At 59.2% G+C, this 25,455-nt stretch carries 21 protein-coding genes and 1 tRNA gene; all 22 read right to left on the reverse strand.

What is annotated here, in order from left to right; all coding sequences use genetic code 11:
- Positions 1–73: 73 nt before the first annotated feature.
- Entirely contained in the window at positions 74–2,419 is a 2,346-nt protein-coding gene (locus OIL77_01480) for a SpoIIE family protein phosphatase (protein ID HJI44095.1), read from the reverse strand.
- Between the two features lie 59 nt (positions 2,420–2,478).
- Positions 2,479–2,568: transfer RNA gene (locus tag OIL77_01485), tRNA-Leu, on the reverse strand.
- Between the two features lie 597 nt (positions 2,569–3,165).
- Positions 3,166–4,194: a dipeptide ABC transporter ATP-binding protein gene (locus OIL77_01490; protein HJI44096.1), complete on the reverse strand. Its 1,029-nt coding sequence runs from the start codon at positions 4,192–4,194 to the stop codon at positions 3,166–3,168.
- Positions 4,194–5,285 carry an ABC transporter ATP-binding protein gene (locus tag OIL77_01495; GenBank protein HJI44097.1) on the reverse strand — a complete coding sequence of 364 codons (1,092 nt, stop codon included), beginning with the start codon at positions 5,283–5,285 and terminating at the stop codon, positions 4,194–4,196. Before OIL77_01495 ends, OIL77_01490 begins: the two co-directional genes overlap by 1 nt.
- Before the next feature lie 2 nt (positions 5,286–5,287).
- Positions 5,288–6,223, reverse strand: a complete 936-nt coding sequence (locus OIL77_01500) for an ABC transporter permease (GenBank protein ID HJI44098.1) — start codon at positions 6,221–6,223, stop codon at positions 5,288–5,290.
- Between the two features lie 14 nt (positions 6,224–6,237).
- Positions 6,238–7,275: an ABC transporter permease gene (locus OIL77_01505; protein ID HJI44099.1), complete on the reverse strand. Its 1,038-nt coding sequence runs from the start codon at positions 7,273–7,275 to the stop codon at positions 6,238–6,240.
- Positions 7,276–7,431: 156 nt separating this feature from the next.
- Complete coding sequence (locus OIL77_01510; protein ID HJI44100.1) at positions 7,432–9,108, reverse strand: ABC transporter substrate-binding protein; 1,677 nt, start codon at positions 9,106–9,108, stop codon at positions 7,432–7,434.
- A 292-nt stretch (positions 9,109–9,400) separates the two neighbouring features.
- Entirely contained in the window at positions 9,401–9,655 is a 255-nt protein-coding gene (gene secG / locus OIL77_01515) for a preprotein translocase subunit SecG (protein ID HJI44101.1), read from the reverse strand.
- Positions 9,656–9,811: 156 nt separating this feature from the next.
- Positions 9,812–11,365 (reverse strand): 2,3-bisphosphoglycerate-independent phosphoglycerate mutase, encoded by a 1,554-nt coding sequence (gene gpmI / locus OIL77_01520; protein HJI44102.1) that lies wholly within the window; start codon positions 11,363–11,365, stop codon positions 9,812–9,814.
- Positions 11,366–11,370: 5 nt separating this feature from the next.
- Positions 11,371–12,138 (reverse strand): triose-phosphate isomerase, encoded by a 768-nt coding sequence (gene tpiA, locus OIL77_01525; GenBank protein HJI44103.1) that lies wholly within the window; start codon positions 12,136–12,138, stop codon positions 11,371–11,373.
- Complete coding sequence (locus OIL77_01530) at positions 12,131–13,321, reverse strand: phosphoglycerate kinase (GenBank protein HJI44104.1); 1,191 nt, start codon at positions 13,319–13,321, stop codon at positions 12,131–12,133. The genes tpiA and OIL77_01530 overlap by 8 nt, the downstream gene beginning before the upstream one ends.
- 140 nt (positions 13,322–13,461) lie before the next feature.
- Positions 13,462–14,487 carry a type I glyceraldehyde-3-phosphate dehydrogenase gene (gene gap / locus OIL77_01535; protein HJI44105.1) on the reverse strand — a complete coding sequence of 342 codons (1,026 nt, stop codon included), beginning with the start codon at positions 14,485–14,487 and terminating at the stop codon, positions 13,462–13,464.
- A 193-nt stretch (positions 14,488–14,680) separates the two neighbouring features.
- Positions 14,681–15,610: a DNA-binding protein WhiA gene (gene whiA / locus OIL77_01540; GenBank protein ID HJI44106.1), complete on the reverse strand. Its 930-nt coding sequence runs from the start codon at positions 15,608–15,610 to the stop codon at positions 14,681–14,683.
- A gap of 6 nt (positions 15,611–15,616) precedes the next feature.
- Positions 15,617–16,537: an RNase adapter RapZ gene (rapZ, locus tag OIL77_01545; protein HJI44107.1), complete on the reverse strand. Its 921-nt coding sequence runs from the start codon at positions 16,535–16,537 to the stop codon at positions 15,617–15,619.
- Positions 16,538–16,638: 101 nt separating this feature from the next.
- On the reverse strand, positions 16,639–17,325 hold the full coding sequence (locus OIL77_01550; protein HJI44108.1) for an N-acetylmannosamine-6-phosphate 2-epimerase: 687 nt from the start codon (positions 17,323–17,325) through the stop codon (positions 16,639–16,641).
- A gap of 140 nt (positions 17,326–17,465) precedes the next feature.
- Positions 17,466–18,431, reverse strand: coding sequence for an ROK family protein (locus tag OIL77_01555; GenBank protein HJI44109.1), 966 nt, complete (start codon positions 18,429–18,431; stop codon positions 17,466–17,468).
- A gap of 172 nt (positions 18,432–18,603) precedes the next feature.
- Positions 18,604–19,524 carry a dihydrodipicolinate synthase family protein gene (locus OIL77_01560; protein HJI44110.1) on the reverse strand — a complete coding sequence of 307 codons (921 nt, stop codon included), beginning with the start codon at positions 19,522–19,524 and terminating at the stop codon, positions 18,604–18,606.
- A gap of 68 nt (positions 19,525–19,592) precedes the next feature.
- Positions 19,593–20,444, reverse strand: coding sequence for an acetylxylan esterase (locus tag OIL77_01565; GenBank protein ID HJI44111.1), 852 nt, complete (start codon positions 20,442–20,444; stop codon positions 19,593–19,595).
- On the reverse strand, positions 20,437–21,414 hold the full coding sequence (locus OIL77_01570; protein ID HJI44112.1) for an acetylxylan esterase: 978 nt from the start codon (positions 21,412–21,414) through the stop codon (positions 20,437–20,439). Before OIL77_01570 ends, OIL77_01565 begins: the two co-directional genes overlap by 8 nt.
- Positions 21,415–21,494: 80 nt before the next feature.
- The gene (locus tag OIL77_01575; GenBank protein HJI44113.1) at positions 21,495–22,322 is read right to left on the reverse strand and encodes an ATP-binding cassette domain-containing protein; all 828 of its coding nucleotides are present in this window, start codon (positions 22,320–22,322) and stop codon (positions 21,495–21,497) included.
- Entirely contained in the window at positions 22,323–24,338 is a 2,016-nt protein-coding gene (locus OIL77_01580; GenBank protein HJI44114.1) for a dipeptide/oligopeptide/nickel ABC transporter permease/ATP-binding protein, read from the reverse strand. It abuts the gene before it with no gap.
- A 3-nt stretch (positions 24,339–24,341) separates the two neighbouring features.
- On the reverse strand, positions 24,342–25,298 hold the full coding sequence (locus OIL77_01585; protein HJI44115.1) for an ABC transporter permease: 957 nt from the start codon (positions 25,296–25,298) through the stop codon (positions 24,342–24,344).
- Positions 25,299–25,455: the final 157 nt, after the last annotated feature.

The raw sequence follows: 25,455 nt of genomic DNA on the forward strand, positions 1-25,455 counted from the left end.
CATGGTTCCCCAAAAAAGCCCACTCGATGCATTCGTTTCCCCAACCGTACGGATTCAGCCCGCCCAGCGTCGTCTATGAACGACCCCGTAAAAACTCAAGGGACACCAATGCAATGTCATCGTCCAGCGCCGATTCGGTAAATCGCTCAAGCTCGCCCAAGACCTTGCCGCAAATGCCCGATACGCCCTCACCCGAGACAGAGAGCAGAAGGTCGCGCAAGCGCTGCTCGCCAAAGAACGCTCCGGTGCGGTCGCGGGCCTCAATCGTTCCATCCGTATACATGAAGAGCATGTCGCCGGGGGCAAACGTAAACACGCCTGTCTCGTACACCATGCTCTCAAAGGCACCGATTACGCCCGATTGGCATCCAAGCAGCTCAACCTCTCCCCCACGGGCCTCGCCGCCACCCAGCGGCATCGACTCTGGCCTGATGACCATGGTCGGAGGATGGCCCGCCGAACAATACGTTGCGCGTCCGGCTTTAAGGTCAATCTTGGCGATAAAGGCCGTCACGAACGTCTCGACCCTCGAAAAGCCCATGAGCATGCTGTTAAGGGAGCGTGCCATGCGGGCCGGTCCAGCGCCCTCCCAGGCATATGCCGTCAGGGCCGTCTTGACGAGCGCGGACATCGATGCGGCCTCAATGCCTTTGCCAGACACATCACCCAGAATCATGACGGCGCAGTCGTCGGGAAGACGAATGAGCGTATAGAAATCGCCTCCGACCAACGCCGAATTCGTGGCCGACAGGTACACCGAATCGGTTGCGATACCCGGAACATCCCCCAGGGAATTTCTCATGCCAATCTGGAGCGTCTGAGCGATATGGCGCTCCTCGCGCTTTTGAGATTCGCCTTCGTAGATCAGTTCAAAGTCATGCGCCAAGTGCACCAAGTAGTCATATTCAAGGTCATCAATCGGCTCTTGGCTACCATCACGAAGCAGCAGCGCGCGCGTCGTCGGGCTCTTCGCAACAGAAGCAGGAACGATCGCGTCGCTACTGTGCTTGCCATCGCCCTCAGAGCGCGGGTGCCCCGCCTCGATGCCGGAGTCGACGTAGAGACCTTGACAAGGCAGACCATGCGCCCTAAGCCAGCCTCCCATAGGCATCGATTCGTCAACGCGAGTTATACGGACGTGTTTAAGGTCCTCGGCACTCGTACCCCCCAAAACAGATGCCTCAAAGCCATCAGGGCCAGCCCCCAGACGTGCCGCTGGCGCCGTCGTGGAAAAGAAAAGCTTCTCGGGATCGTCCGGCAAAGCAACGCGACTGCCGCCTTCAAAATCTATGACGTAGGAATCCAGACTGGCGTCATACTCAACAGGGCAAAAATGGCAGTTGAGCATATTGCAGATCTCGGACGATACCGCCTGGGTAGCCGCGACGGAATCGTCTAGAAAGGTAAACAACTCATCACGTAAGACATTGAGCGAGCGGCCAAGCTCGGCCGTGCGACGAGAGCGAAGACTCGATGCCATGCCGACCAGTTGGATAGACAAGTAATCGCAAGTGACCTCGAGTACATTAACGTCATAGGCGAGCGGTGCCTGGGGGCGTTTCCAACCAACTTCCAGCACGCCAAGGATCTGCGTACCGTAAAAAACGGGAAGACAGATCTCGCTGCGGTACGGAGGCATATCCTGCACGCGCAACAGGTGCTTAGAACGATTGTCCAAGTCCATGAACATACCGGAGGCGGCCTTATCGCCCTCAAGGTCCTGTTGAATCGACAAGCGACAGGCACGCGACTCACGAAGAACATACGTCGGAATGCCAGCGCCATACGGCAAAAACTCAGGCAGGTAGCTGTCGTACAGCTCCTTGGAAACACCGCGAAGTTTAAAACCGCCGCTCTCAGAAAAATAGATAGCGGCACCCGAAGCATCGAGCGTTCCTACAAGCTGGTTCAAAACAGTATCAAGCAGGCTGGGTAACTCATCGGAGCCCACAGTGCTCATAATGACCGAAAGCGTGCCAGAGAGACGCTTGTTCGCCACTCTAAGCTCCGATAACGCACGCTTGAGTTGACGGTCGTGAGAATACTGTTCTTCGATGCTATGGAGCGCCACCAGGACACGTGGCGCGCGGCGCCCAAAGATGCGTGGAGGCGTCACGGAGCCCGCACGAACCAAGACGGGGATAAAGGAGCCGTCACTCAGCTTGAGCATCAGTTCGTTCTCGGAGCCATCAGTTTCAAATGGCAGACGATGTTCCGTCGCACGTTCAAAAGCGGATGAGTACAGGACGTCTTTAACATCTCCACCGATGACGTCGGCGCGTTCCTCGCACATCAAACCAAGTAAGCGATTATTCACATGCAGAATGGTTCCGTCGAGCTCACAGATGATGACAGCATCGCTCGTGATCTCGACTAGTTGGGCAACGTCTGCCCACTCGTTGCGTTCAAGCGTTTCCATCGTGGACCCCACCGTCTATCGGTAACAAAAAAGCCTCCGAAGAGGCTTCTCAAATGCGATGGTGTCGGAGGCGGGACTTGAACCCGCATGACCAAAAAGCGGTCACTAGCACCTCAAGCTAGCGCGTCTGCCAATTCCGCCACTCCGACATGCTATGTTGTTGATTCGCGGTCCGTTTTGTTGGACCCGCGCGTTCAACGAGGTAGATAATAACCTATGATTCGAGAACTGTGCAAGCACTTTTTTCAAAAAAGTTTACGAATTTGTAAATGCGCAGGTAGATCCGTGTGTCCGGCCCCGAATCGGTGTTGCCTCCCGGCGCGTCCTCGGGCATGAGCGATATTTTGCTGCGCACTTCGTGCTGCAAAATATCGCTCCCCCTGCGGAATGCGCCGGGAGGCAACACCGATTCGGGGCCTGCAAATACATACTTCAGGCACAGTTCTCAAACATGTTCTGGGGGCTGATGTAAATTTGGTGGCTCGGCAAAGCCGAGCCCTTATATGGGGAGGCCGGAGCTAAAGCTCCGGCCTCACTAACTTTCCTATTAGATTAAGTGAGCGATCGAGGAATCGCACTCCCCTCCTCTGCCGAGTTACCGCAGGGCCTGCCCTGAAGTTACTTTTCAGAACACTCCGCAGGACGCAAGAAACCCCCGCCGCACGAAGTGCGCAGCGGGGGTTTCTTGCATGTCCGAGGACGTTCTGAAAAGTAACTTCAGGGCGGGCCCGGACGATAACAACCGGCTACAAGTCGATGTGCGATTCCTTGATCGGGAACGGCTCCGCGAAGTGGCAGGCGCAGCAGTGGCCCGGTGCGACTTCCTTAAACTCGGGAAGCTTCTCAGAGCAGATGCCCTGCGCGATCGGGCAGCGCGTGTGGAAACGGCAGCCGGTCGGCGGATCCAGCGGCGACGGCGGGTCGCCAGCGAGGATGATGCGCTTGCGGGTCTTCTGGATATCAGGATCGGGAACCGGCACGGCAGACAGCAGCGACTGCGTGTACGGATGGTGAGGCTCGCTGTAGAGCGTCTTCCAGTCCGAAACCTCGACCATCTTACCCAGATACATAACGGCAACGCGATCGGAGATGTGCTGCACGACGGACAAGTCGTGGGCGATAAACAGATATGCGGTACCGAACTTGTCCTGGAGCTCCTTCAGTAGGTTCAGAACCTGGGCCTGAATGGACACATCCAGAGCGGAAACCGGCTCGTCGCAGATAATCAGCTTGGGCTTCAGCGCAAAAGCGCGGGCAATGCCGACACGCTGACGCTGACCGCCGGAGAACTCATGCGGATAGCGGTTGATGTGCTCGGGGTTCAGTCCAACGACGTCGAGAAGCTCGCGGACGCGCTCAATGCGCTCCTCCTTGGTACCCACGCCATGAATGGTCATGGGCTCGGAGACGATCTCGCCGATGGTCATGCGGGGATTCAGCGAAGCATAGGGATCCTGGAAGATAAACTGCATCTCGCGACGCATGTCCTTGATCTCATGCTTGCTCATCTCGGCAACATCTTTACCCTGGAAGAACACCTTACCGGCGGTCGGCTTGGTCAGGCGCATGATGGTACGGCCCGTGGTGGACTTACCGCAACCAGACTCGCCGACTAGGCCAAAGGTCTCGCCAGGATAAATCTCAAAAGAGATGTCGTTTACAGCAGAGACGACGCGCTTGGAAAAACGCTTGGCGAACATGCCGGACTCAGCGGGGAACTCCTTAGAGAGGTGCTCGACCTTCAGCAGCGGAGTACGCTCGTTGGTATCTGCCATTACGCCTCGCCTCCCTTCTTGGAATCCATGCGCGTACGGGACGTCTCAGGAGCGTTCTTGAGGAACTCGGGGTCACCGGAATAGTGGCACGCAGAATAGTGACCGGACTCGGTGACAACACGCTCGGGGCGCTGCTTGCGGCACTTATCGGTTGCATAAGGGCAACGAGGCGAGAACACGCAGCCCTCGGGCAGGTTCATTAGCGAAGGCGGATTGCCGTGAATCGGCGTAAGCGGCTTCTTCTCATCGATGGCCTGCTCCGGGATGGAGCGGATAAGGCCCCAGGTGTAGGGGTGGCGGCTCTCGTAGAAGATTTCCTCGGCAGTACCGAACTCGACGGGACGGCCGGCGTACATAACCATGATCTTGTCGGCCATATCAGCGACAACACCCAGGTCATGGGTAATCATGATGATGGCGTTGCCGTTCTTCTCCTGCATTTCCTGCATAAGCTCAATAATCTGAGCCTGGATGGTAACGTCCAGGGCAGTCGTGGGCTCATCGGCAATCAGAATATCGGGATCGCAGGCAAGAGCCATGGCAATCATGACGCGCTGACGCATACCGCCAGAGAACTGGTGCGGATACTCATTGACGCGCTTCTCGGGTTCAGGAATGCCAACGAGGTCCAAAAGCTCGGTGGCGCGCTTGAGCGCCTCCTGCTTGGAGTAACCGCGATGCAGACGAAGGCCCTCGCCCACCTGCTTGCCGATCTTATAGACCGGGTTCAAGGAGGTCATAGGATCCTGGAAGATCATCGCGATATCGTTACCGCGAATGTGCTGCATCTCTTCCTCGGTCATCTCAAGGATAGAACGACCGCGATAGCGAACGTCGCCGCCCTCAATCTTTCCCGGAGGCATCGAGATAAGACCCATGATGGTCATGGCGGTCACGGACTTGCCAGAGCCGGACTCGCCGACGACGCCCAGGGTCTCGCCGCGATCGAGCGTGTAGGAGACACCGTCGACAGCGCGAACAATGCCATCCTCGGTGTGGAAATACATCTTAAGGTCATCGACCTCGAGCAGATGCTGGCCCTCGGGAACCGGCTGGTCCTTCAGGTCCACATAGTTCTTGTTCTTCTTCATCCTTATGCGTCCTTCATCTTGACGTCGAGGGCGTCGCGCAGACCGTCACCCAGCAGGGTGAAGGCGAGCACCGTCGAGAGAATTGCCAGACCGGGCATGATCATCATCCAGGGAGCGGTCAGAAGATACTGCTGACCGTCCTGAATCATGGAGCCCCACGAAGGCGTAGGCGGAATAACGCCCATGCCGAGGAAGGACAGAGCGGACTCGGTCAGAATGGCGCCACCAATGTTCATGGTCGCGTAGACCACGATGGAGGCGACGGAGTTCGGGAAGATGTGACGCACGACGATACGAGCATCGGATGCACCCATCGCGCGTGCAGCGTCAACATAGTCGTTTTCCTTGACCGTCAAGATTGCAGAGCGGAAGACGCGCGCAATCGAAGGCCAGCCGAGAATACCGATGGCGATAAAGACGTTCTGAAGACCACGGCCGATAACGGCGATCATGGCGACAACGAACAGCACGTACGGGAACGCCAGGAAGATGTCCGCACAGCGCATGATGATCGTATCCCAGATGCCGCCGTAGAAACCCGCCAGAGCACCCATGACCAGACCGATCAGCGTGGAGATCGCGGTGGCCATAATGCCGACGGACAGCGAAACACGCGCACCGTAGATAACGCGGACGAGAATGTCACGACCTAGGGCGTCGGTGCCAAACGGGTGCTCGGCACACGGAGCCAGCAGCGACGTCTGAGCCATGGTGGTCGAGTCGGAAGCCGTCGGCGAACCGAGCCAGGGCTTAGCCCACAGATCTGCGGTCAGGGCAACCACAACGACGATGATGATCCAGCAGACACCGATAACGGCGAGCTTGTTCTTACGGAGACGCTTAAAAGCGTCGCCCCACAGCGTGCGGGACTTGGCGGGAGCAGATGCGGCCTTGGTGGCGGTAGCCTGCTCCTGAGACTGAGAATCAGTTTCCTGCATGAGACGTACCTCCCTTAGGCCTTATCCGACGGACCGCCAAGGCGGATGCGCGGGTCGAGGAATGCATAGCTAATGTCGACGAGCAGGTTGATCACCATGACGACGACGACGATGAGCGTAACGCCGCCCATAACGATGGGCCAGTCACGCATGCTAATGGCGCGATAGACCTCATAGCCGATACCGGGCCAGTTAAAGACCGTCTCGGTCAGGATGGCGCCCGAAAGCATGCCGCCAAAGTCGACACCAATATAGGTAACGACGGGGATGAGTGCATTCTTAAGCGCATGCTTGATGATGATCGCGCGATTGGAGAGACCCTTGGCCTTTGCCGTACGGATGTAATCCTGGTTCATGACGTCAAGCAGCTGCGAACGCATAATGCGGGCGGCATAAGCGGTCGAAACCGAAGCCAGCGTAATGGTCGGAAGCACATAGTGCATCCAATCCTGATACTGAGAGCTGGAACCGCCGGCACCCGAGATCGGCATGGAGAATGCACCGCCCGTGGCGTCCTTGAGAATGACGCCAAAGAACAGCTGCAGCAACATACCGAGCCAGAAAGCCGGGACGGCAACGAGAATCGACGTGGTGAGCGTTACCAAAATATCCCAGAAGGAATAACGCTTAACCGCCGAAATGATACCCGCACCGATACCCATGATTGCCTCGAGCACGATGGCGCACGCGGCAAGTTTGACCGTATACGGATACTTCTGGGCAAAGATTTCCGTAACCGGCAGCTTGCGCTGATACGAATTGCCCAGATCGCCATGAAGCAGGCCGTTCATGTAATACAAGTAACGGTCCACGAGCGACGTTTGAACGGGGTCGCCGTTCTCGTCAAGGATCGCGTTGCCGTCCTCGTCCGACTGGACCAGGTGATAGCGGACGCGAAGCTGAAGCTCCACCTCGGGGGACAGAGCCTTGTCTCCACCGATCAGCTTGATCGGATCTCCCGGCACGATATTCTGGAGGGCGAACAGAATCAGCGTAACGCCCAAAAACACCGGGATGAACTGAAGCACACGTTTAACGATGTACTTACCCATACCACTCCCCTATCTAGGGATTAACCTAAATGGGATGCCGATCGCCAGACCGGCATCCCAAAATTACCATCAGCCAGTTTACCCCAGGTTAGGGAGAACTGTATGTTTCCCATGAGGTCTACGTAAATACTTGACCCTCACGGAAGCTGCAAACTCTTAGGCGAGCTCAGCGGTACCCAGCTCGGCATGCTTCTGCGGATCGACATAGAGGTGCTTGATGCGATCGGAGCCGACGATGGTGTGCGTGTAGAACATAATCGGGATGACCGGGCAGTCGGCAGCGACCATTGCGTCGGCCTCCTGCATCTTAGCGACGCGCTCCTCGTCGTCAACAATAGTACGAGCCTCGTCGACCTTGGCGTCGAACTCGGGGTTGTTGTAACCGGAGCGGTTATCGCCACCGAGGGAGTCGGAGTGGAACAGCGGATACAGGAAGTTGTCCATGATCGGGTAGTCGGCAATCCAACCCAGACGACCGAACTGATAGTTAAAGTTCTGATACTGCTCGAGCAGGGCAGACCACTCAGGGGTATCGGAGACAGCGGTAACGCCAACCTTGGCGAGGTCGCCGATGATGGACTCCATGATCTCCTTGTGACCGCCGTCCTGGTTGTAGGAAAGGGTCACGCTAATGCCACGATCCCCGTTAGCGCCAGCGGGAGCAACCTTGTCGAGGTACTCGTTAGCCTTGTCGACATCGTAGGCGCAGAACTCCCATGCGCCCTCCTTGTAGCCATCGATGCCCGGAGGAACAATGCCGTCGGCAGGGGTACGGGTACCCTTATAGATGGTCTTGCAGATGGCCTCACGGTTGATGGCCAGGGAGATGCCCCTGCGCAGGTCGGCGTTGTTGAACGGCTCGGCCGTGGTGTTGCAGGTCAGATAGTACGTGGAAGGCTCGGCGCCGAGCAGCATGCGCTCGCCGTCACCCATGGTGTAGCCGTCCTTGGACACGCCGCGATCCTTCTTGGCGGCATCGATCTGAGCGACGGGAACGTCGCAGACATCGAGGTTACCGGCCTGGAACTCCTTGTAAGCAGTCTCCATGTCCTTGATGACCTGGAAGTGGATGCCATCGATCTTGGCCTTGTCGCCATAGTAATCGTCGAACTTCTTGAGGTTGATCTCCTGACCATCCTCCCACTTGCCGTCCATCATGAACGGGCCGTTACCGACCGGTGCAAGATAGAAGCTCTTGACATCGGACTCGGCGCACTCGGGAACCGGGGCCAGAGCCGGGTGAGAGGCGACGAAGGGGAAGTCGGCGTAAGCGGAAGACAGCTTGACGACGAGGGTCTCATCGTCGGGGCAAGTAACACCGCTGAGCTCGGTAGCGTTACCGGCAAGCAGGTCGTCATAGCCCTCGACCATAGAAAGGTGATAGGAGACCTCGGAAGGGCCGTACTCGGTAGCGATGGCCGACTTGGTGTTGACCAGACGCTCCCAACCGAGCTTGAAGGACTTGGAGGTAACGTCGTCACCGTTGTGGAACTTGGCCTTCTTGATCTTGAAGGTGAACTCGGTGGCGTCGTCGTTGGCCTCAAAGGACTCGCAAGCCAGCGGAACGATCTCGCCCTTCTCGGCGTCATAAGAGGTCAGAGCATCAAAGAGCTGGTACTCGACCTGAGTGCCCTGGTCCTCCTGGACGTTATAGGGGTCGATGCAGACCGGGTTGTTGATGTAGAAGTTCAGCGTCGAACCGGACTCAGAACCGGAAGCGTCGCCGCCCTTCTTGCCGCATGCGGCAAGAAAAGCCATGGAGCTCGCAGCAAGGGTACCGCCGACAAAGGCGCGACGACCCATAACGGGCTGGTGGAACATAGAATCAGCCATGCCATCCTCCTTATGAGATAGGACAAAGAAATGTTCAGTCGGACACATGTCGAAACAATCCGATCCGAACCATCAAAACGCCGCCCGCTGCTATGGCTGGCTATGCAATGCGGGCCAACGTTTCCCAATACAGTAGCGCACTTTATGCAAAAAAATCCCCTGATTCCGGTTAACGGTCGAGAATTTCTTTAGTTGGGCGCAGTATGTGGGGATATTTTGACCCTGTTACAGGAATGTAAAAAAAGGGTCCCGAACTTGCGGAACCCTTCTAAAAGCGTATATGCGCGGAAACTTAGTAGCCCACGATACCCTGCGGGAAAAAGAACATGCACAGGACGACACACACGGCAAACACCACGGCCATAATCACCGTCAAGCGGTCGAGGTTCTGCTCCATGACACCCGTGGCAGAGCTGGAGTTATACAAAGAGCTGGCAATCATATCCGAAACGCCAGTGCCCTTACCTGAGTGCATAAGGACAAGAATCGTCAGCGCCACGGCAGAGACGGCCCAAACGACGAACAGAAGAATCTGGAACGGACCCATAGATAAGCTCCTTAATAGAACGATTCAAACCCCAGTACTGTACCACAATCCTCAGCTCTCCCCCCTTCGCCAATCAGTGACATATCTGAAATAGCAGAAGGGGGGGTTGCCCGGATGCGGACAACCCCCTTGATTGAAAACAAAGTCTGTTTTCGATTAGGCCTCGGTGGCGAGCACGCGGCCCGTCATCTCGGCGGAAGGCTCAAGACCAGCCATGGTGAGCATGGTCGGGGCGATATCGGAGAGACGACCGTCCTCGATACCGGTGAGCTGTGCCTTCTCATCGACGATGATGAACGGCACGCGGTTGGTGGTGTGAGCCGTGAACGGATGCTTAGAACCGTCCGCAGCAACGTCAAACATGTGGTCGGCGTTACCGTGGTCAGCGGTGATCAGCGCAAAGCCGCCCTTGGCGAGAATCGCCGGAACAACCTTGGACAGGGCATCGTCAACAGCCTCGACGGCCTTAACGGCGGCGTCGAAGACACCGGTGTGACCAACCATGTCGCAGTTCGCGAAGTTCACGATGTAGAAATCAGCGCGATCCTCGTTAATAGCGGCGACGAGCTTCTCGGTAACCTCGGGAGCGCTCATCTCAGGCTGCAGATCGTAGGTAGCGACCTTGGGGGAAGCAACGAGCACGCGCTCCTCGCCCTCCTTGGGCTCCTCGATGCCGCCGTTGAGGAAGAACGTCACGTGGGCGTACTTCTCGGTCTCGGCGGTGTGCAGCTGCTTCAGGCCATTGGCGGCGATAACGTCGGCAAGAACGTTCTCGGGGAACGTCTTGGGGAAGGCGACCTCGACGTCAAACGTCGGATCGTACTCGGTCATCGTCACAAAGTGTGAAAGCTTGATCTGCTCGCGCTCAAAGCCGTCGAACTCCTTGTCCGTGAATACGCGGGTCATCTGACGAGCGCGGTCGGGACGGAAGTTGAAGAAGATGGCCGCGTCGCCCTCGTGGATGCCCTCGTTGTGGGCAGCGAAAGGCTCGACGAACTCGTCGCCGCGCGGATCCTTCTCGTAGTAGGCCTTGATACCGGCAACAGGGTCGACATCGGCATCGGACGCGTTGACCATGACGTCGTAGGCGCGCTGGATGCGCTCCCAACGATTATCGCGGTCCATGGCCCAATAACGGCCCGAGACGGTGGCAACGCGAGCGTCGCAACCGGTCTCCTCGGAGATCTTAGCCAGGAAGGCGCAGAACTCACTCATGTAGCCAGCGCCGGACTGCGGGTCAACGTCGCGGCCATCCATGAAGGCGTGGACGCGAACGGTCTTGACACCGTGCTCGGCAGCCATCTTGACCAGGGCCTCGACGTGGTTCATGTGGGAGTGAACGCCGCCAGGGCTCATAAGGCCCATGAGGTGAAGAGTCTTGCCGTCAGCCTTGACGTCGTCCATAGCCTTGACGAAGACCTCGTTCTTGGCGATGGAGCCGTCCTTAATGGCATTGTTGATGCGCGAAAGCTCCTGGAACACGATGCGGCCGGCACCGATGTTGAGGTGACCCACCTCGGAGTTGCCCATCTGGCCATCGGGAAGACCCACGTCCTCGCCCGAAGCGCCGAGCGTGGTGTGGGGGTACTTCTCATACAGGCTGTCAAGGAAGGGCGTCTTGGCAGCGGCGACGGCGTTCTCGCCATCGGCCGGAGCCAGGCCGCAACCATCCATGATGATCAGGAGTGCAGGAAGATGACGCTGTGCCATATGTCCTACTCGCCTGCCTTGACGACCATAGAAGCGAAGTCGGCAGCCTTGAGCGAAGCGCCGCCCACAAGGGCGCCGTCAACGTCGGGCTTGGCGACGAGCTCGGCAATGTTGCCGGGCTTGGCAGAGCCACCATAGAGAACGCGGATGCCGTTAGCGAGCTCCTCGCCGAACATCTCCTTGAGGGTCTCACGGATAGCGCCGCAGACCTCCTGAGCGTCCTCGGCGGTAGCGGTCTTGCCGGTGCCGATGGCCCAGATGGGCTCGTAGGCGACGACGACCTGCTTGGGGCAGGTGATCTCAAGACCGGCAAGGCCAGCCTTGACCTGGTTCACGACGTGCTCGACATAGGTGCCAGCCTCGCGGACCTCGAGGGACTCGCCGCAGCAGAAGACGGGAACAAGACCGGCGGCAACGAGGGCCTTGGCCTTCTTGTTCTGATCCTCATCGGTCTCGTGGAAGTAATCACGACGCTCGGAGTGACCGATGATGCAGTAGGTGCAGCCAGCGGACTTGAGCATGTCGCAAGAGGACTCACCGGTGAAGGCACCCTTGGCCTCCCAGTACACGTTCTGCGCACCGAGGGCGATGGGGGCAGCCTGAATGCGGTCATGAACCGTGGTGATGTCGATGGTCGGAGGGCAGACGAGCACCTCGACGCCAGCCGGAACCTCGGGCAGAGCCTGAGCCAGCTCGTCGGCGAGCTTGGCGGCCTCGGCGACGTCGTTGTTCATCTTCCAGTTACCAGCGATAAGAAGGGTGCGATTAGGCATCGAGAAGCGCCTCCACTCCGGGCAGGGCCTTACCCTCGACGAGCTCCATGGAAGCGCCACCACCGGTGGAGATCCAGCTCATCTTGTCGGCCAGGTTGAACTTGTTGACAGCTGCGACAGAGTCGCCACCGCCGATGATCGAGGTGCAGTCGGCCTCGGCGACAGCCTCGGCGATAGCCTGGGTGCCGTGAGCGAAGTTATCAAACTCGAAGACGCCCATGGGGCCATTCCAGAACACGGTCTTGGCGCCCTTGACAGCCTCGGCGTAGAGCTCCTCGGTCTTAGGACCGATGTCCATGCCCTCACGATCGTCGGGGATAGCGTCGGAAGCGACAACCTCGGGGACAGCGTCCTCGCCAAAGTGATCGGCAACGCGGTTGTCGATGGGGAGCAGGATCTTGACGCCCTTCTCCTCGGCCTTCTTAAGCATCTCGCCGGCGCGCTCGACCCAGTCCTCTTCCTTGAGGGACTGACCGACGGACAGGCCCTGAGCCAGGAAGAAGGTGTAGGCCATGCCGCCACCGATGATCAGGGTGTCAGCGGAGTCGATGAGGTGATCGAGAACGCCGATCTTGGAGGAAACCTTGGAACCGCCGACGATGGCGACGAAGGGGCGCTCGGGCTCGGCGAAGATGCCGGTCAGCGTGTCGACCTCCTTCTCGAGCAGGAAGCCAGCGACGGCAGGCAGGTAAGCGGCGGGGCCCACGACGGAACCCTGGGCGCGGTGAGCGGTGCCGAAGGCATCGAGAACGAAGACGTCACCATAGGAAGCGAGCTTCTTGGCGATCTCGGGATCGTTCTTCTTCTCACGCTTGTCGAAGCGGACGTTCTCGAGAACGAGAACCTTGCCCGGCTCGACGGCAGCGACAGCCTCGGCAGCCTTCTCGCCGTAGGTGTCGGCGACAAAGGCAACGTCGAGACCAGAGAGCTCGGCGAGCTTCTTGGCGACGGGCTCGAGGGACAGCTCGGGCTGGAAGCCGGTGCCATCGGGACGGCCGAGGTGGCTCATGAGGATGACGCGAGCGTTGTGCTCAACGAGATAGTTGATGGTGGGCAGGGCAGCCTTGATACGGGTGGTGTCGCCAACGACGCCATCCTTGATAGGCACGTTGAAGTCAACGCGGACGAGAACGCGCTTGCCGTCGACATCGATGTCGCGGACGGTCTTCTTGGTAAAGGCCATGTTTGCTTCTACCTTTCGTACGTGTCTGCCTCCCATTACGGCAGACGATTTCCTATAAAAAGGGCGCGACCCTAGGGTGTAAGCCCTATAAGGCCGCGCCCTTCTTTAGACGCTCAACGAGCTATTCGCTAAAAGCTAAATTAAGCAACGAACTTCTCGAAGTACTTGATGGTGCGGACCATCTGAGAGGTGTAAGAGTTCTCGTTGTCGTACCAAGAGGTGACCTGAACGAGGGTCTGGCCGTTGCCGAGGTCAGAGCACATGGTCTGAGTGGCGTCGAAGATGGAGCCGTGGGTCTCGCCGATGATGTCGGTGGAGACGATGTCGTCCTCGTTGTAACCGAAGGTCTCGGAGATGGTGGCAGCGTAGGCCTTCATAGCGGCGTTAACCTCGTCGACGGTGACCTTCTTGTCAACGACAGCGTAGAGGTTGGTGATGGAGCCGGTCGGCGTCGGGACGCGCTGGGCAGCACCGATGAGCTTACCGTTGAGCTCGGGGAGAACCAGGCCGATAGCCTTGGCAGCACCGGTGGTGTTGGGGACGATGTTGACGGCGCAGGCACGGCTACGACGCTTGTTGCCCTTGCGCTGCGGGCCGTCGAGCGGCATCTGGTCGCCGGTCCAGGCGTGAATGGTGGTCATGATGCCGGACACGATGGGAGCGAAGTCGTTCAGACCCTTGGCCATCGGGGCGAGGCAGTTGGTGGTGCAGGAAGCAGCGGAGATGATGTTGTCCTCAGCGGTCAGCGTCTCATGGTTGACGTTGTACACGATGGTGGGCAGATCGCTGCCAGCCGGAGCGGAGATGACGACCTTCTTGGCGCCAGCGTTGATGTGGGCCTGAGCCTTAGCCTTGCTGGTGTAGAAGCCGGTGCACTCGAGAACGACGTCGACGTCGAGGTCGCCCCAAGGCAGGTTGTTGGCGTCGGCCTCCTTGTAGATCTTGATCTCCTTGCCGTCAACGGTGATGGAATCCTCGCCAGCAACGACCTCGTGATCGCGAGCGTAGTTGCCCTGCGTGGAGTCGTACTTCAGCAGGTAAGCGAGCATATCGGGAGAGGTGAGGTCGTTGATAGCGACGATCTCGGAGCCCTCATGACCGAACATCTGACGGAAAGCCAGACGACCGATGCGACCGAAGCCGTTAATAGCAACCTTTACTGCCATTGTGTCTCCTTTCGTAAGGCCCCCGCGAGCTACAGCGCCCGCCGTTGAGGCCCACAAACTAACCACTCGCCTAATATACCTTTTTTTTGACTTGAATTTCACGAGAATGCTCGAAATTGAAAATCAAATTTACGTTAAAACGTTTTAAAGAGTAAAACAGCAGTTCAATCCCTATATAAGCAGTTTCGCTCAACTACCTGTTTGCTTCAATGAGCTTTTCAAGCCTCAAAACTCGATGGTAGAGGGCCGACTTCGACAAGGGAGGGTCGGCCATCTCCCCTAAATCGCGCAGCGACAGATCGGGATAGCGCTCGCGCAGGTCGCAAAAGACCGCCAAGGCGTCCGGAAGCGTGTCGCGCAAACCCCGCTGCTCGAGCTCATCGATCAACGCAAGCTGATGTTGGGCGGCACCCGCACTTCTGGTCTGGTTGGCGAGCTCGGCGTTCACGCGACGGTTCACATCGTTCTTAACCAACTTGACCGCGCGCGCCTCCTCAATCTCGGCAACGCTGCGCTTGGCGCCGACCAGCTTTAGGAGCTGCTCGATCTCCTCGGCGCTCTTAATGTAGACAGCAAAGGACCCGCGCCGCGCGTTAACGCGCGCATGGACCCCAATCTGTTCCAATAGATCGCAAAGTCCCTTGGCATATTGCTCGCCCTGCACCGCAATCTCCAAATGAAAATCGCCGCGTGGATCGGCCACGAAACCGCCGGCGATGAGCGCGCCGCGGATGTAGGCAAGCCTGCAGCAGGGACGGGCAACGATGTGCCGGGGAACACCAGCGACGAGCCCTCCCCTGCGGTCGAGAATGCCCAGCAGCACCAGAGCCTTGTCCAGGTCGGGTTGATCGGGCAGGGTAATGAGATAGTTACGGACCTTATGCAAGACCGATTTACGAACGGTGAATTCCGTTTTGAGCTTAAGGATGCGATGCGTCAGCGTGATCATCGTGCGCGCGACGGCACCCGTCTCGGTCGCGACCGTCAAACGATACCGCCCGGAGCCGGCCAGCGAAAGTGTACCGCTCACACGCGTCAGGGCGGCAAGCGTCGACAAATCGCAGTATTCACATTCGGGTTCGCAGCGCGCGAGCTCGTCACGCACCTCGGCGGTAAACGACATGCAGGCCTATGCTTTCGTGTTGGCGCGCGACAGGTCGCGATGGGAAATGCTCACGTGATATTGGGCGCCTTCCAAATAACGTGCCGTGGCCTCGGCGATGGCAACGCTGCGGTGTTGACCACCCGTGCAACCGATGGCGATAGAAAGCTGTGGCTTGCCCTCCGCGATATAGCCGGGCATGACCGTATCGAGTAGCTGCGTCCAGGCCTTCCAGAACTCCTGGGTCTTGGGATGATCCAGAACAAAGTCGGAGACTTTCTTATCGAGACCGGTCATGGTGCGCATCTCGGGATCGTAGAACGGATTGGGCAGGAAGCGAACGTCGATCATGATGTCCGCCTCGACGGGCATGCCGTGCTTAAAGCCAAACGAGAACACGTGAACGTCCATGAGCTGCTGGTCGGACAGCTCGGAGAACGCCATGCGTAATTTGTTGCGCAGAGCAGAAGTACGCAAGCGGCTCGTGTCGATGATCATATCGGCTCGGTCGCGAACGCCCTGCAGCTGCAGGCGCTCGCGCTGAATCGCATCGGCCGTAGTCTCTCCCGGCTTGGCAATGGGATGGCGGCGGCGGTTTTCGCTATAACGACGGATCAGCACCTCGTCAGAGGCCTCGAGAAACACGATGTCACAGCTCATCTCGCGCTCCTCGAGTGCGGCAACGGCATCGAGCAGCTCATCGAACAAGCCCTGGCTGCGCAGGTCGCAGGTGACGGCAAGATGCCTGCCCACGCCCGTATTGATGCCGACGAGTTCGGCAAGCTGGGCGATCAGACGCGGAGGCAAGTTGTCGATGCAAAAGTAGCCCATGTCCTCGAACACATGCATAGCTTGCGTGCGGCCCGATCCGGACATTCCGGTGATGATGACGATATCGGGGATGCGCTCCGAGCGCTCCGCCGCATCCATGGAGTCTCCCTTTTGCATGTGTTGCCTCCTGAAAACAAGCGCGGGACCCAGCAACCCGGATCCCGCGCGGTCAATTGCCTTTAATGAGTATACCGCCCTGAGCGGATACGAGGTCTGTCTTACGCCTCAAGCGCGGCTTTAAACCAACTCGTAATACTCGTGGGGTGCGTAATGGCAGTGCCCACGACAACTGCCCAGGCGCCCGCATCAATCGCGGCGCGGGCCTCCTCGGGCGTGTGCACGCGGCCCTCGCAGATGATGGGAAGACCGGGGAATTCCTCGGTCGCCTGACGCAGGAGCGGCAGATCAGGGCCATCGGCCATGGTGCAGTCGATGGCGGCGACACCATGAGAAAGCGTAGTGGATACCAGGTCAAAGCCCATATCAACCGCACGGCGAATGTCCTCGATGGTGGCACAGTCGGCCATCAGGAGCACGCCCTCCTCGTGCAGCGGACGGAAGGTATCCTCGACGGTCTTGCCATCGGGACGTGGGCGATCAGTGGCATCAATTGCCACGATGTCGGCACCGGCGGCAACGCAGGCGCGAGCGTGGCGCAGCGTCGGCGTGATGTAGACGCCCTCGTGCCCATCCTTCCACAGGCCGATGACGGGAACCTCGCAGCGGCCCTTAATGGCGGCGATGTCGGCAAGACCCTGGCAGCGAATAGCGGCGGCGCCACCAAGCTCGCAGGCGCGAGACATCTGAGCCATGGTTTCGGGCGTACGAAGCGGCTCGCCCATATAGGCCTGAACGCTCACGACGAGCTTGCCCTTTAGGGACTGGATCAAAGGATCAACGGTCATGTTCGACTCAACCTTTCTCAAAACAGCCTTCTGAGACACCGCACCTTGACGTTCAAACCGTCGCTCGCATACCAAAGCACGCTTCGCTCCTCTTTCACGTCAATCTGCGGCACCTCAGAAGGCGCACTTGGTAGTTATGTTTACTTCAACGACGCAAGAAGGTGTTCGGCGGCACCGATAAGCGGCGCGTCGCCCTCCAGAGAACCGATGAGGATCGGCGTGTCCTGAAGCGGGTCGAGCGCCTGGCTGGCATAGCCCTCGTGCACCGAGTCCTTCCACGTCTGCGAGCGCCAATCGGGACCCTGGTGAATCACACCTCCCGAAAGCACGATGACCTCGGGATCCAAGATGTTGGCAAGCGAGCCCAAGCTGGCGCCCAGCGCAAAGCCGGCGTCATGGATGACCTCGGTCGCCTTTGCGTCGCCCGCACGGCACAGGTCGTTCACATCGCGACCGACCGAAGGACGGCTGGGGTCGACGCGACCAAAGCGCTCATCGTACATACGACCAATGGAAGTGCCCGAAGCAACCGACTCAAGATGACCAGAACGTCCGCAGGCGCAGGGAATGCCGGCAGCAGCCGAGCACTCGATGTGGCCCATATGGCCGGCAGCACCATGGAAGCCCTGCATCACGCGGCCGTTCTCGACATATGCGCCGCCGATGCCCGTACCGATGCCAAGGCACAAGACGGAGAACTTGCCCTTACCGACGCCCCAGTGGGCCTCGCCCAGAGCATGAGCCTGCACGTCTCCCACCACGGCAACGGGAAGACCAAGGTCCTCGCGCAGGCGCGGCCCCAACTGAACGCCGGACCAGCCGGGCATGATCTCGTTAGCATACGCGATGGCGCCCGTCTTGGGATCGACGACGCCTGCGGCACCGATACCGACACCGAGGACCTCGACATCGGGATTCGCCTCAAGAGCGGCCTTGATGGACGCCTCGATACGCTGGAAGACGGCCTCGCCGCCCTCCTGGGCCTCGGTAGGAACCTCGGCCTCAAATACGGGATGGGGCACGCTGCCGTCAGCCGGATACTCCATAATGGCAGTCGCAATTTTGGTGCCGCCGATATCGACGGAGCAAACGTACTTGTTCTCCATGTCGCTCTCCTTAGGAGATAAAAACAACTACAGGAAATGCGCCGTCAGGCTAGCCGCCACAGCGCGGTAAAGGTTTTCCAGGTGCCCGAGGTTGGGGTGAAAGTGGTCGGGCGTTGACCTAATGGGTCACGCCCGACCACTTGAGCCCCAAGATCGGGTGCCTGGGGAAGCTTTACAGGAGACCGTTGTCCTGGAGGACCTTCTTAATCGCCTCGACGTTCTCGCCGGTCATGGCCTTCACCGGGCGCGGCATGGTCGGGCTGTCGAAGATGCCCATGAGATTCATAGCGGTCTTGAAGGCACCAACGCCGCCGGCATAGCCCTGAACGCCCGAGGTGACATCCCAGATGTGCGAAATCTCATTGAGGCGATCCTGCTCGGCCTTGACGGTAGCCCAGTCGCCGGCCTGAGCGGCCTTCCACTGACGCACGTAGCCCTCGGGCTCAACGTTGGCGAGACCCGGGACGGAACCGTCGGCGCCACCGAGGTAGGCGCCGTCGACAACAACCTCGTGACCGGTGAGGATGCTCATCGGGTGGCCGTTCTTCTCGTTCTCCTGAACGAGATAGCGGAACGAGATGTCATCGCCCGAGGAATCCTTGACGCCGGCCAGGACGCCCTCGGCGCCGAGCTTGGCAAGGAGCTTCCAGGGGAGCTTGGTGTGGACGCACACGGGGATGTCGTAGGCGAAGATGGGCAGGTCGAGCTCCTCGTGCAGGATGCGGAAATGCTCCTCGACCTCGGTCATGCCCTGCAGGGCATAGAACGGGCAGGTGGCGACAAGCGCATCGGCGCCCAGCTCCTGAGCGACCTTGCCGTGCTCGATCATGCGCTCGGTCTCGGTATCGATGATGCCGACCAGAACGGGAACGCGGTGGTCGACGATACGGACGGCCTCGGCGATGATCTGACGACGACGCTCGTCAGTGGAGAAGACGACCTCGCCCGAAGAGCCCAAGAAGAACAGGCCATCGACGCCGGCATCGATCATGCGGTTGATGCTGCGCTCAAAGGAGGCAACGTCGAGCTGGTGGTCTTCGGTATCGGGAACAACGACGGGAGGGATAACGCCGGTGAATTTCTGAGTTGCCACAAGAATCTCCTTAGCTGTCTGGCGGGCAGCCCTATGCCGCCCACTCTTGTTGGCAGTGTCCAGGCCGTCTAGGCCAAAGAACACGAGTAGAACGTTTGGTTAAAAAAGTCGACGACTTCGTTTTCGAACGCATTGATGCGCTCGTGAGCGTATTTGGCATAGATGATATGTCTCCGGTCACACTCAAGACCGTTGAATACGGCAAACTGATCCTTGGGATCGCTCACGGTATCCATGAGCGATGTGCCCATGAGCACCGATCCGCGCACCCGAGACGACAGCGCCTCGAGGCCGTCAGGAAGCGGATTGGCAACCGCCGTGCAGGCGAGACCCCGCTCGTCCAGAGCAGAAACCGCCAGCGCGACTCCGCCGCCTAGACCCTCGCCCCATGCAAAGATGCGGTCGGGGTCCATGCCATCAAGATTGCGCGCCACCTTCGCCAGCGCGCAACCCCAACGGACGCGCTCGACAAAAGCGGGCGAAGAAATCCCCCGCTGCAGGTCGTCCGCACCAGCAACATCGTCATCCAGCGCGAGGACGGCATACCCCATGGCGGCAAATCTCGTCATGTGATGCCAGCCGCGCACAGGCCGATCGATATCGTGGAACATCAGGCACAGCGGCACGCGCTCAGACACTCGGGCACGACCGACAGGCTCGATCAAACGAGCGTGAATCGCATCGTCACCGAGCTCAAAGGAGACCTCCGAGTAACGGGCGCAGGGGTTAACAAAGTCAATCGCCGTAATGGCCAGGCCTTGAATCTCAAGATTCGAAGCGCATGTCTCTAAATCAGAAACATCTGCTTGGACATCACCGCGCCAGTCCCGATATTCTGCGAGCCTTGACGAAACCGTTCCAGGAATTCCCACGAGCCCGGGGACAATCAGCTCATTAACATTGCTCTCGCACTTAGACATGAGCCTCCCCTCCCTTGCAGAAAAACGGAATAATCAGATCGTCAAAATCCTGAATCTCCTCGTGGCCAAAGCCTTCAAAGAACTCATGACGCTTTTCGCAGGTCAGGTTGTTATAGACCGCAAACTGCGTCGCTGGCGGGCAGACGATATCGGCTGTGCCGGTGCCAAACAGCACGGGGCATTTGACCATAGGGGCAAAGTTCTTGGAATCGAAGTACGCCAGCTTGGCATAGGCTTCGTCAATACGAGTCGAGTCCTCGTCAAACCAGCGAGACCAATAGCGCAGGCCCTCGTAGGCAATGTCGTCTGCATCCAAATCCCAGACTAGGCGGAAATCTGACAGGAAGGGATAGAGGATGGCGGCACGATTGATAAGCTCGCTGTTAAGCGCACAGGTCGCAATGCCCAAACCACCACCCTGCGACGCGCCGTTCACAAACACACGAGAAAGATCGATGCCCTCGAGCTCGCGAACAATACGGCACAGGATGCGAATATCTTGGTGCAAGCGGACATAGTAGAGGTTGGCCGGGTCGCCGTCGATGCCGGCGACGATATGCCCGGCAACCGTTGTGCCCTCAAATCCACCAATGTCCTCGGAGGGACCTCCTTGGCCGGGGCAGTCGAGGGCGATGAGTGCCATGCCCATGCCCGCAAACGACGCCTGCTCAAACCAGCTGCGGCTTGCACCCGGATACCCATGGAACTGAAGCACCAATGGCACGGGCTCGTCCGAGACGGGTTTAAGGTACTTGGCATGCAGGCGAGCGCCACACATGCCGGTATACCAGAGGTCGAAAAGTTGGCAGGTCGCGGCATCGGTGACCGATGCCGTGTCGATCGCATAGTCAAGCCCGACGGCGTCGGCCTCGGCCATGCGATCCTTCCAAAAGAGATCGAAATCTGATGGACGGGGCATGGCGCCTCGATATTCACCAAATTGATGTTGTAGCTCCTGAGCACTTGGCATGGCTCGTGAACCCAACCTTTCGAAATCGCAACGGAGGTGCGCCCGGCAAGGGAACCGGGCGCACGGGAGGGAAAGCGAGGCTATTCGCCGAGCTTGGGGTGCAGCAGCGACGGCGCAGCGCCGAGCAGCATCTTGGTGTAGGGGTCCTGGGGATGCTGGAAGACCTGCTTGGCCTCGCCCTGCTCGACGATCTTGCCGCCATTCATAACGATGATGTCGTCAGAGATATAGCGGACCGTCTGGATGTCATGGCTGATGAACACCATGGCCAGGCCGAGCTCCTTCTTAAGGTCGGTCAGCAGGTTCAGAATCTGCGCGCGGACCGAAACGTCCAGAGCCGAGGTGGGCTCGTCGGCGATGATGGCATCGGGGTTCAGCGACAGGGCACGGGCAATTGCGACGCGCTGGCGCTGGCCGCCCGAAAGCTGACCGGGAAGAACCTCGGCGGCGGAGCTGGGCAGACCGGTGAGCTCCAGGAGCTCTTTGACGCGCTTCTCCTGCTCGGCCTCGGTACCCAGGTTGTGGACGCGCATGGGGTCGAGCAGTTGCTCGCGAACGACCATGCGGGGGTTGAGCGCCGTGGCCGGGTTTTGAAACACGACCGAGATGACGCGACCCATGTGGCGACGGTCCTCGGCGGTACGTTTGGTAACGTCCTTGCCCTTAAAGTAGACCTTGCCGCTCGTGGGGGCCTGCAGGCCGCACATGACGTTGGCGGTGGTGGACTTACCGCAACCGGACTCGCCGACGATGCCGATCGTCTGACCGGGCATGAGCTTAATCGTTACACCCTGGACGGCGTGAACCAGGTTGGGGTGCAGAATCGAGCCGGTACGGGTCCTAAAGGTGACGTGGACGTCATCAAGGAAGATGATCGGCTCGACGCCGTTGACTGCGGTCTCGCTCATCTACATCACCTCCGCGTGAGGGGTCAAACCATTTGCCTTGAGCACCTCGTCGGGGAGCTCGGAATAGAAGTGCTCGGTGCCGGGCACGCGCTTGAAGACCGGACGGGTGTCCAGGCCAATACGCGGATGGCTCGAGCGGGGCGCGAAGCGATCGCCCTTGGGGAAATCGCGCGGACTCGGAACGGCGCCGGGCACCTGGTGCAGGCGGCCCGAACCGCTCTCGATGGACAGAACGGAACCCAGAAGACCGCGGGTGTACTCGTGGATCGGGTTAGTGAGCAGCTCCTTGGTGGGTGCCTGCTCGATAACCTGGCCAGCGTACATAACCGTGATGTTGTGGGCGACCTCGGCGACCAGCGCCAGGTCGTGCGAAACGAAGATCATGGCAAAGCCGAGCTTGGCCTGAAGATCGTTGAGCAGCTTGATGACCTGCTTCTGGACGGTAACGTCCAGAGCGGTCGTGGGTTCGTCGCAGATGACCAGCTTGGGGTCGCGGGTAAGGGCCATAGCGATCAGGACACGCTGACGCTGGCCGCCGGAAAGCTCGTGCGGATAGCTCTCGAGCGTGCGCTTGGGATCGAGGCCGACGAGCTCCAGGAGCTCCTCGGCGCTGCGGGTTCCGCCGCGCTTGGTGAGCTGCTTCATCTGGGCAGAGATGAGCATGGAGGGGTTGAGCGAGGACAGGGCGTCCTGATAGACCATAGCGATATCGGTACCGCGCAGGCCGAACCACTCCTTCTTGCTCATCTTGAGCAGGTCACGGCCCTCCCAGAGGACCTCGCCGGAAAGGTGCTCGTCCTCATCGGTCAGGCCCATGATGGCCAGCGTGGTGATGGACTTACCGCAACCGGACTCGCCCACCAGGCCCATGGTCTGACCAGGACGGACGTCAAAGTTGACATGGTCGACGACGTTGATATCACCGTGATGCTCAAACTGGATGCAGAAGTCACGGACCGAGAGAATCGGTTCGACAGACTCGTCGGGCACATGGCGATCGTCACGCTTGAGCTCGACATCGCGCAGGGCGCCAAGGCGAGCGGAGAGGGACTGGGCCTGCTCCTTGTAGGCTCGAACGGGGTCGGAGACCAGCAGGTCGGCCTCGCGACGCTTGGAGGAATCGGTGGGATCCAGGGCGGCGGAGGGAGCAGCGGCCATGGCGTCGGTAATGCCCTCGGAGAGGATGTTGAGCGCCAGGCAGGTGATCATGATGGCCAGGCCCGGGAACAGTGCCTGCCACCAACGGCCGGCGAGCACGCCGCCGCGGGCGTCGGCGAGGATGTTGCCCCAGGTAGCGGTGGGCTCCTGGATACCAGCGCCGATGAAGGTCAGCGAGGCCTCGAAGATGATGGCGTCGGCGACCAGGGTAACGGTGAAGACCATGATCGGGGCGATGCAGTTACGCAGAACATGCTTGATCAAAATCCACGGAGCCTTGGCGCCGGAAACGATGACCGCGCGAACATAGTCCTCGCCGTACTCGGACACGATGTTGGCGCGCACGATACGGGCAATCTGCGGAGTGTACATAAAGCCGATGGCGAAGATGATCGACGGCACGGAGTTGCCCAGGATGGAGACAAAGACGGCCGCGAGGGCGATGCCCGGGATGGACATGATGATGTCCAGGATACGCATGATCGTCTCGGAGACGGCCTTGCGCGAAACCGCTGCAAGGGCGCCCACGACCGAGCCGCAGACCAGAGCCATGGCGGTGGCGCCAAAGCCGATAATCAGCGAGTAACGACCACCGTAGAGCATACGCGACAGAATGTCGCGACCCTTATCGTCGGTACCGAAGATAAATCCGTTGCCGGGAGCCTGGCGAGCCGTAAAGATCTCGACCGGGCTATAGGGGGCAAGAAGGGGCGCCAGAATCGCAGTCAGGGCGACCAGCACCAGCACGACGGCGGCAATCTTAGAAGACAACGTCATCTTCTTCCAGCCACCGAGCTTGAGCCCCTTGGAGGCAGCCTTCTCGAGCTGCTCGGTTTGCTTCTCTCGAATCTTTACCATAATCTACACCGTCCTGATGCGCGGGTTGATGAGCAGGTAGAGCATGTCAACCACGATGTTGATGATGATGAAGGCAAGAGCAACGACGATAACGACGCCCTGAACCAGGTTCGCCTCGTTGCCCTGAACGCCCTGCAGAATCGCAGTGCCCATGCCGGGGAGGTTGAAGATAACCTCGATGACGACGGCGCCGCCCATGAGGTAACCGATCTTAAGACCGAGGGTGGTGACCGGGGTGATCAGCGCATTGCGAAGAACGTTGATGCCGACGACGACCTTCTCGGGAACGCCGGCGCCGCGAGCCATACGGACATAATCCTTGTCGAGCTCCTCGACCATGGCGGTACGCACGATACGAGTCATCTGGCCCGTCAGCGGAAATGCCAAGGCGATAGCGGGCATGATCATACGTCCCAGATAGCCAACCGGATTCGTGGTGAAGTGAGGCAGAGCACCCGATGCCGGGAGCACCTTAAGGTAGGAAGAGAACAGCAGGATCAACAGAACGGCAAGCCAGAACGACGGGGTTGCCAAGCCGGCGATGGAAAAGACGCGGATCACTTGGTCCGGCCATTTGTCGCGATACAGTGCCGCGATGACGCCGAGCAAAAACGAAACGACCGCACCGATGGCAAGACCGATAAAGGTCAGCTGCATCGTGACGGGCAGGGCCGTGGAGATGCGCTTGGCAACGGAGTTGCGAGCAGCACCATAGGTGCCCATGTCGCCATGGATCAAATCGCCCATATAGCGCACGTAGCGCACGGGCCAGGGGTCGTCCAGACCATACTTCTCATGGTACTCGGCAACCGCCTCGGGCGAGGCACCGTCACCCAACGCCGTGTAGGCGGGGTCGGTCTTGGAGAACGACATAAGGAAGAACACCAGGACGGTGACGCCCAATGCCATGATCGGCAGCGCCACAAGACGCCTTCCAATCAAACGTAGCAAGTTGTTCACGTTCTCTCCCCTTTCTTTTGTCGGTAGGACCAACTGGTATATGAGTACGGGTACTCATTACAAGACCCGAGCGACATCGTTGCCGCCCGGGTCTTTGTTTCAACTATGAGGATACGGCCCCAATGACCGACATCCTGCATACAGACTCAAGCGAGTC

The sequence above is a fragment of the Coriobacteriaceae bacterium genome (assembly GCA_025993015.1).
Classification (GTDB): Bacteria; Actinomycetota; Coriobacteriia; order Coriobacteriales; family Coriobacteriaceae; genus Collinsella.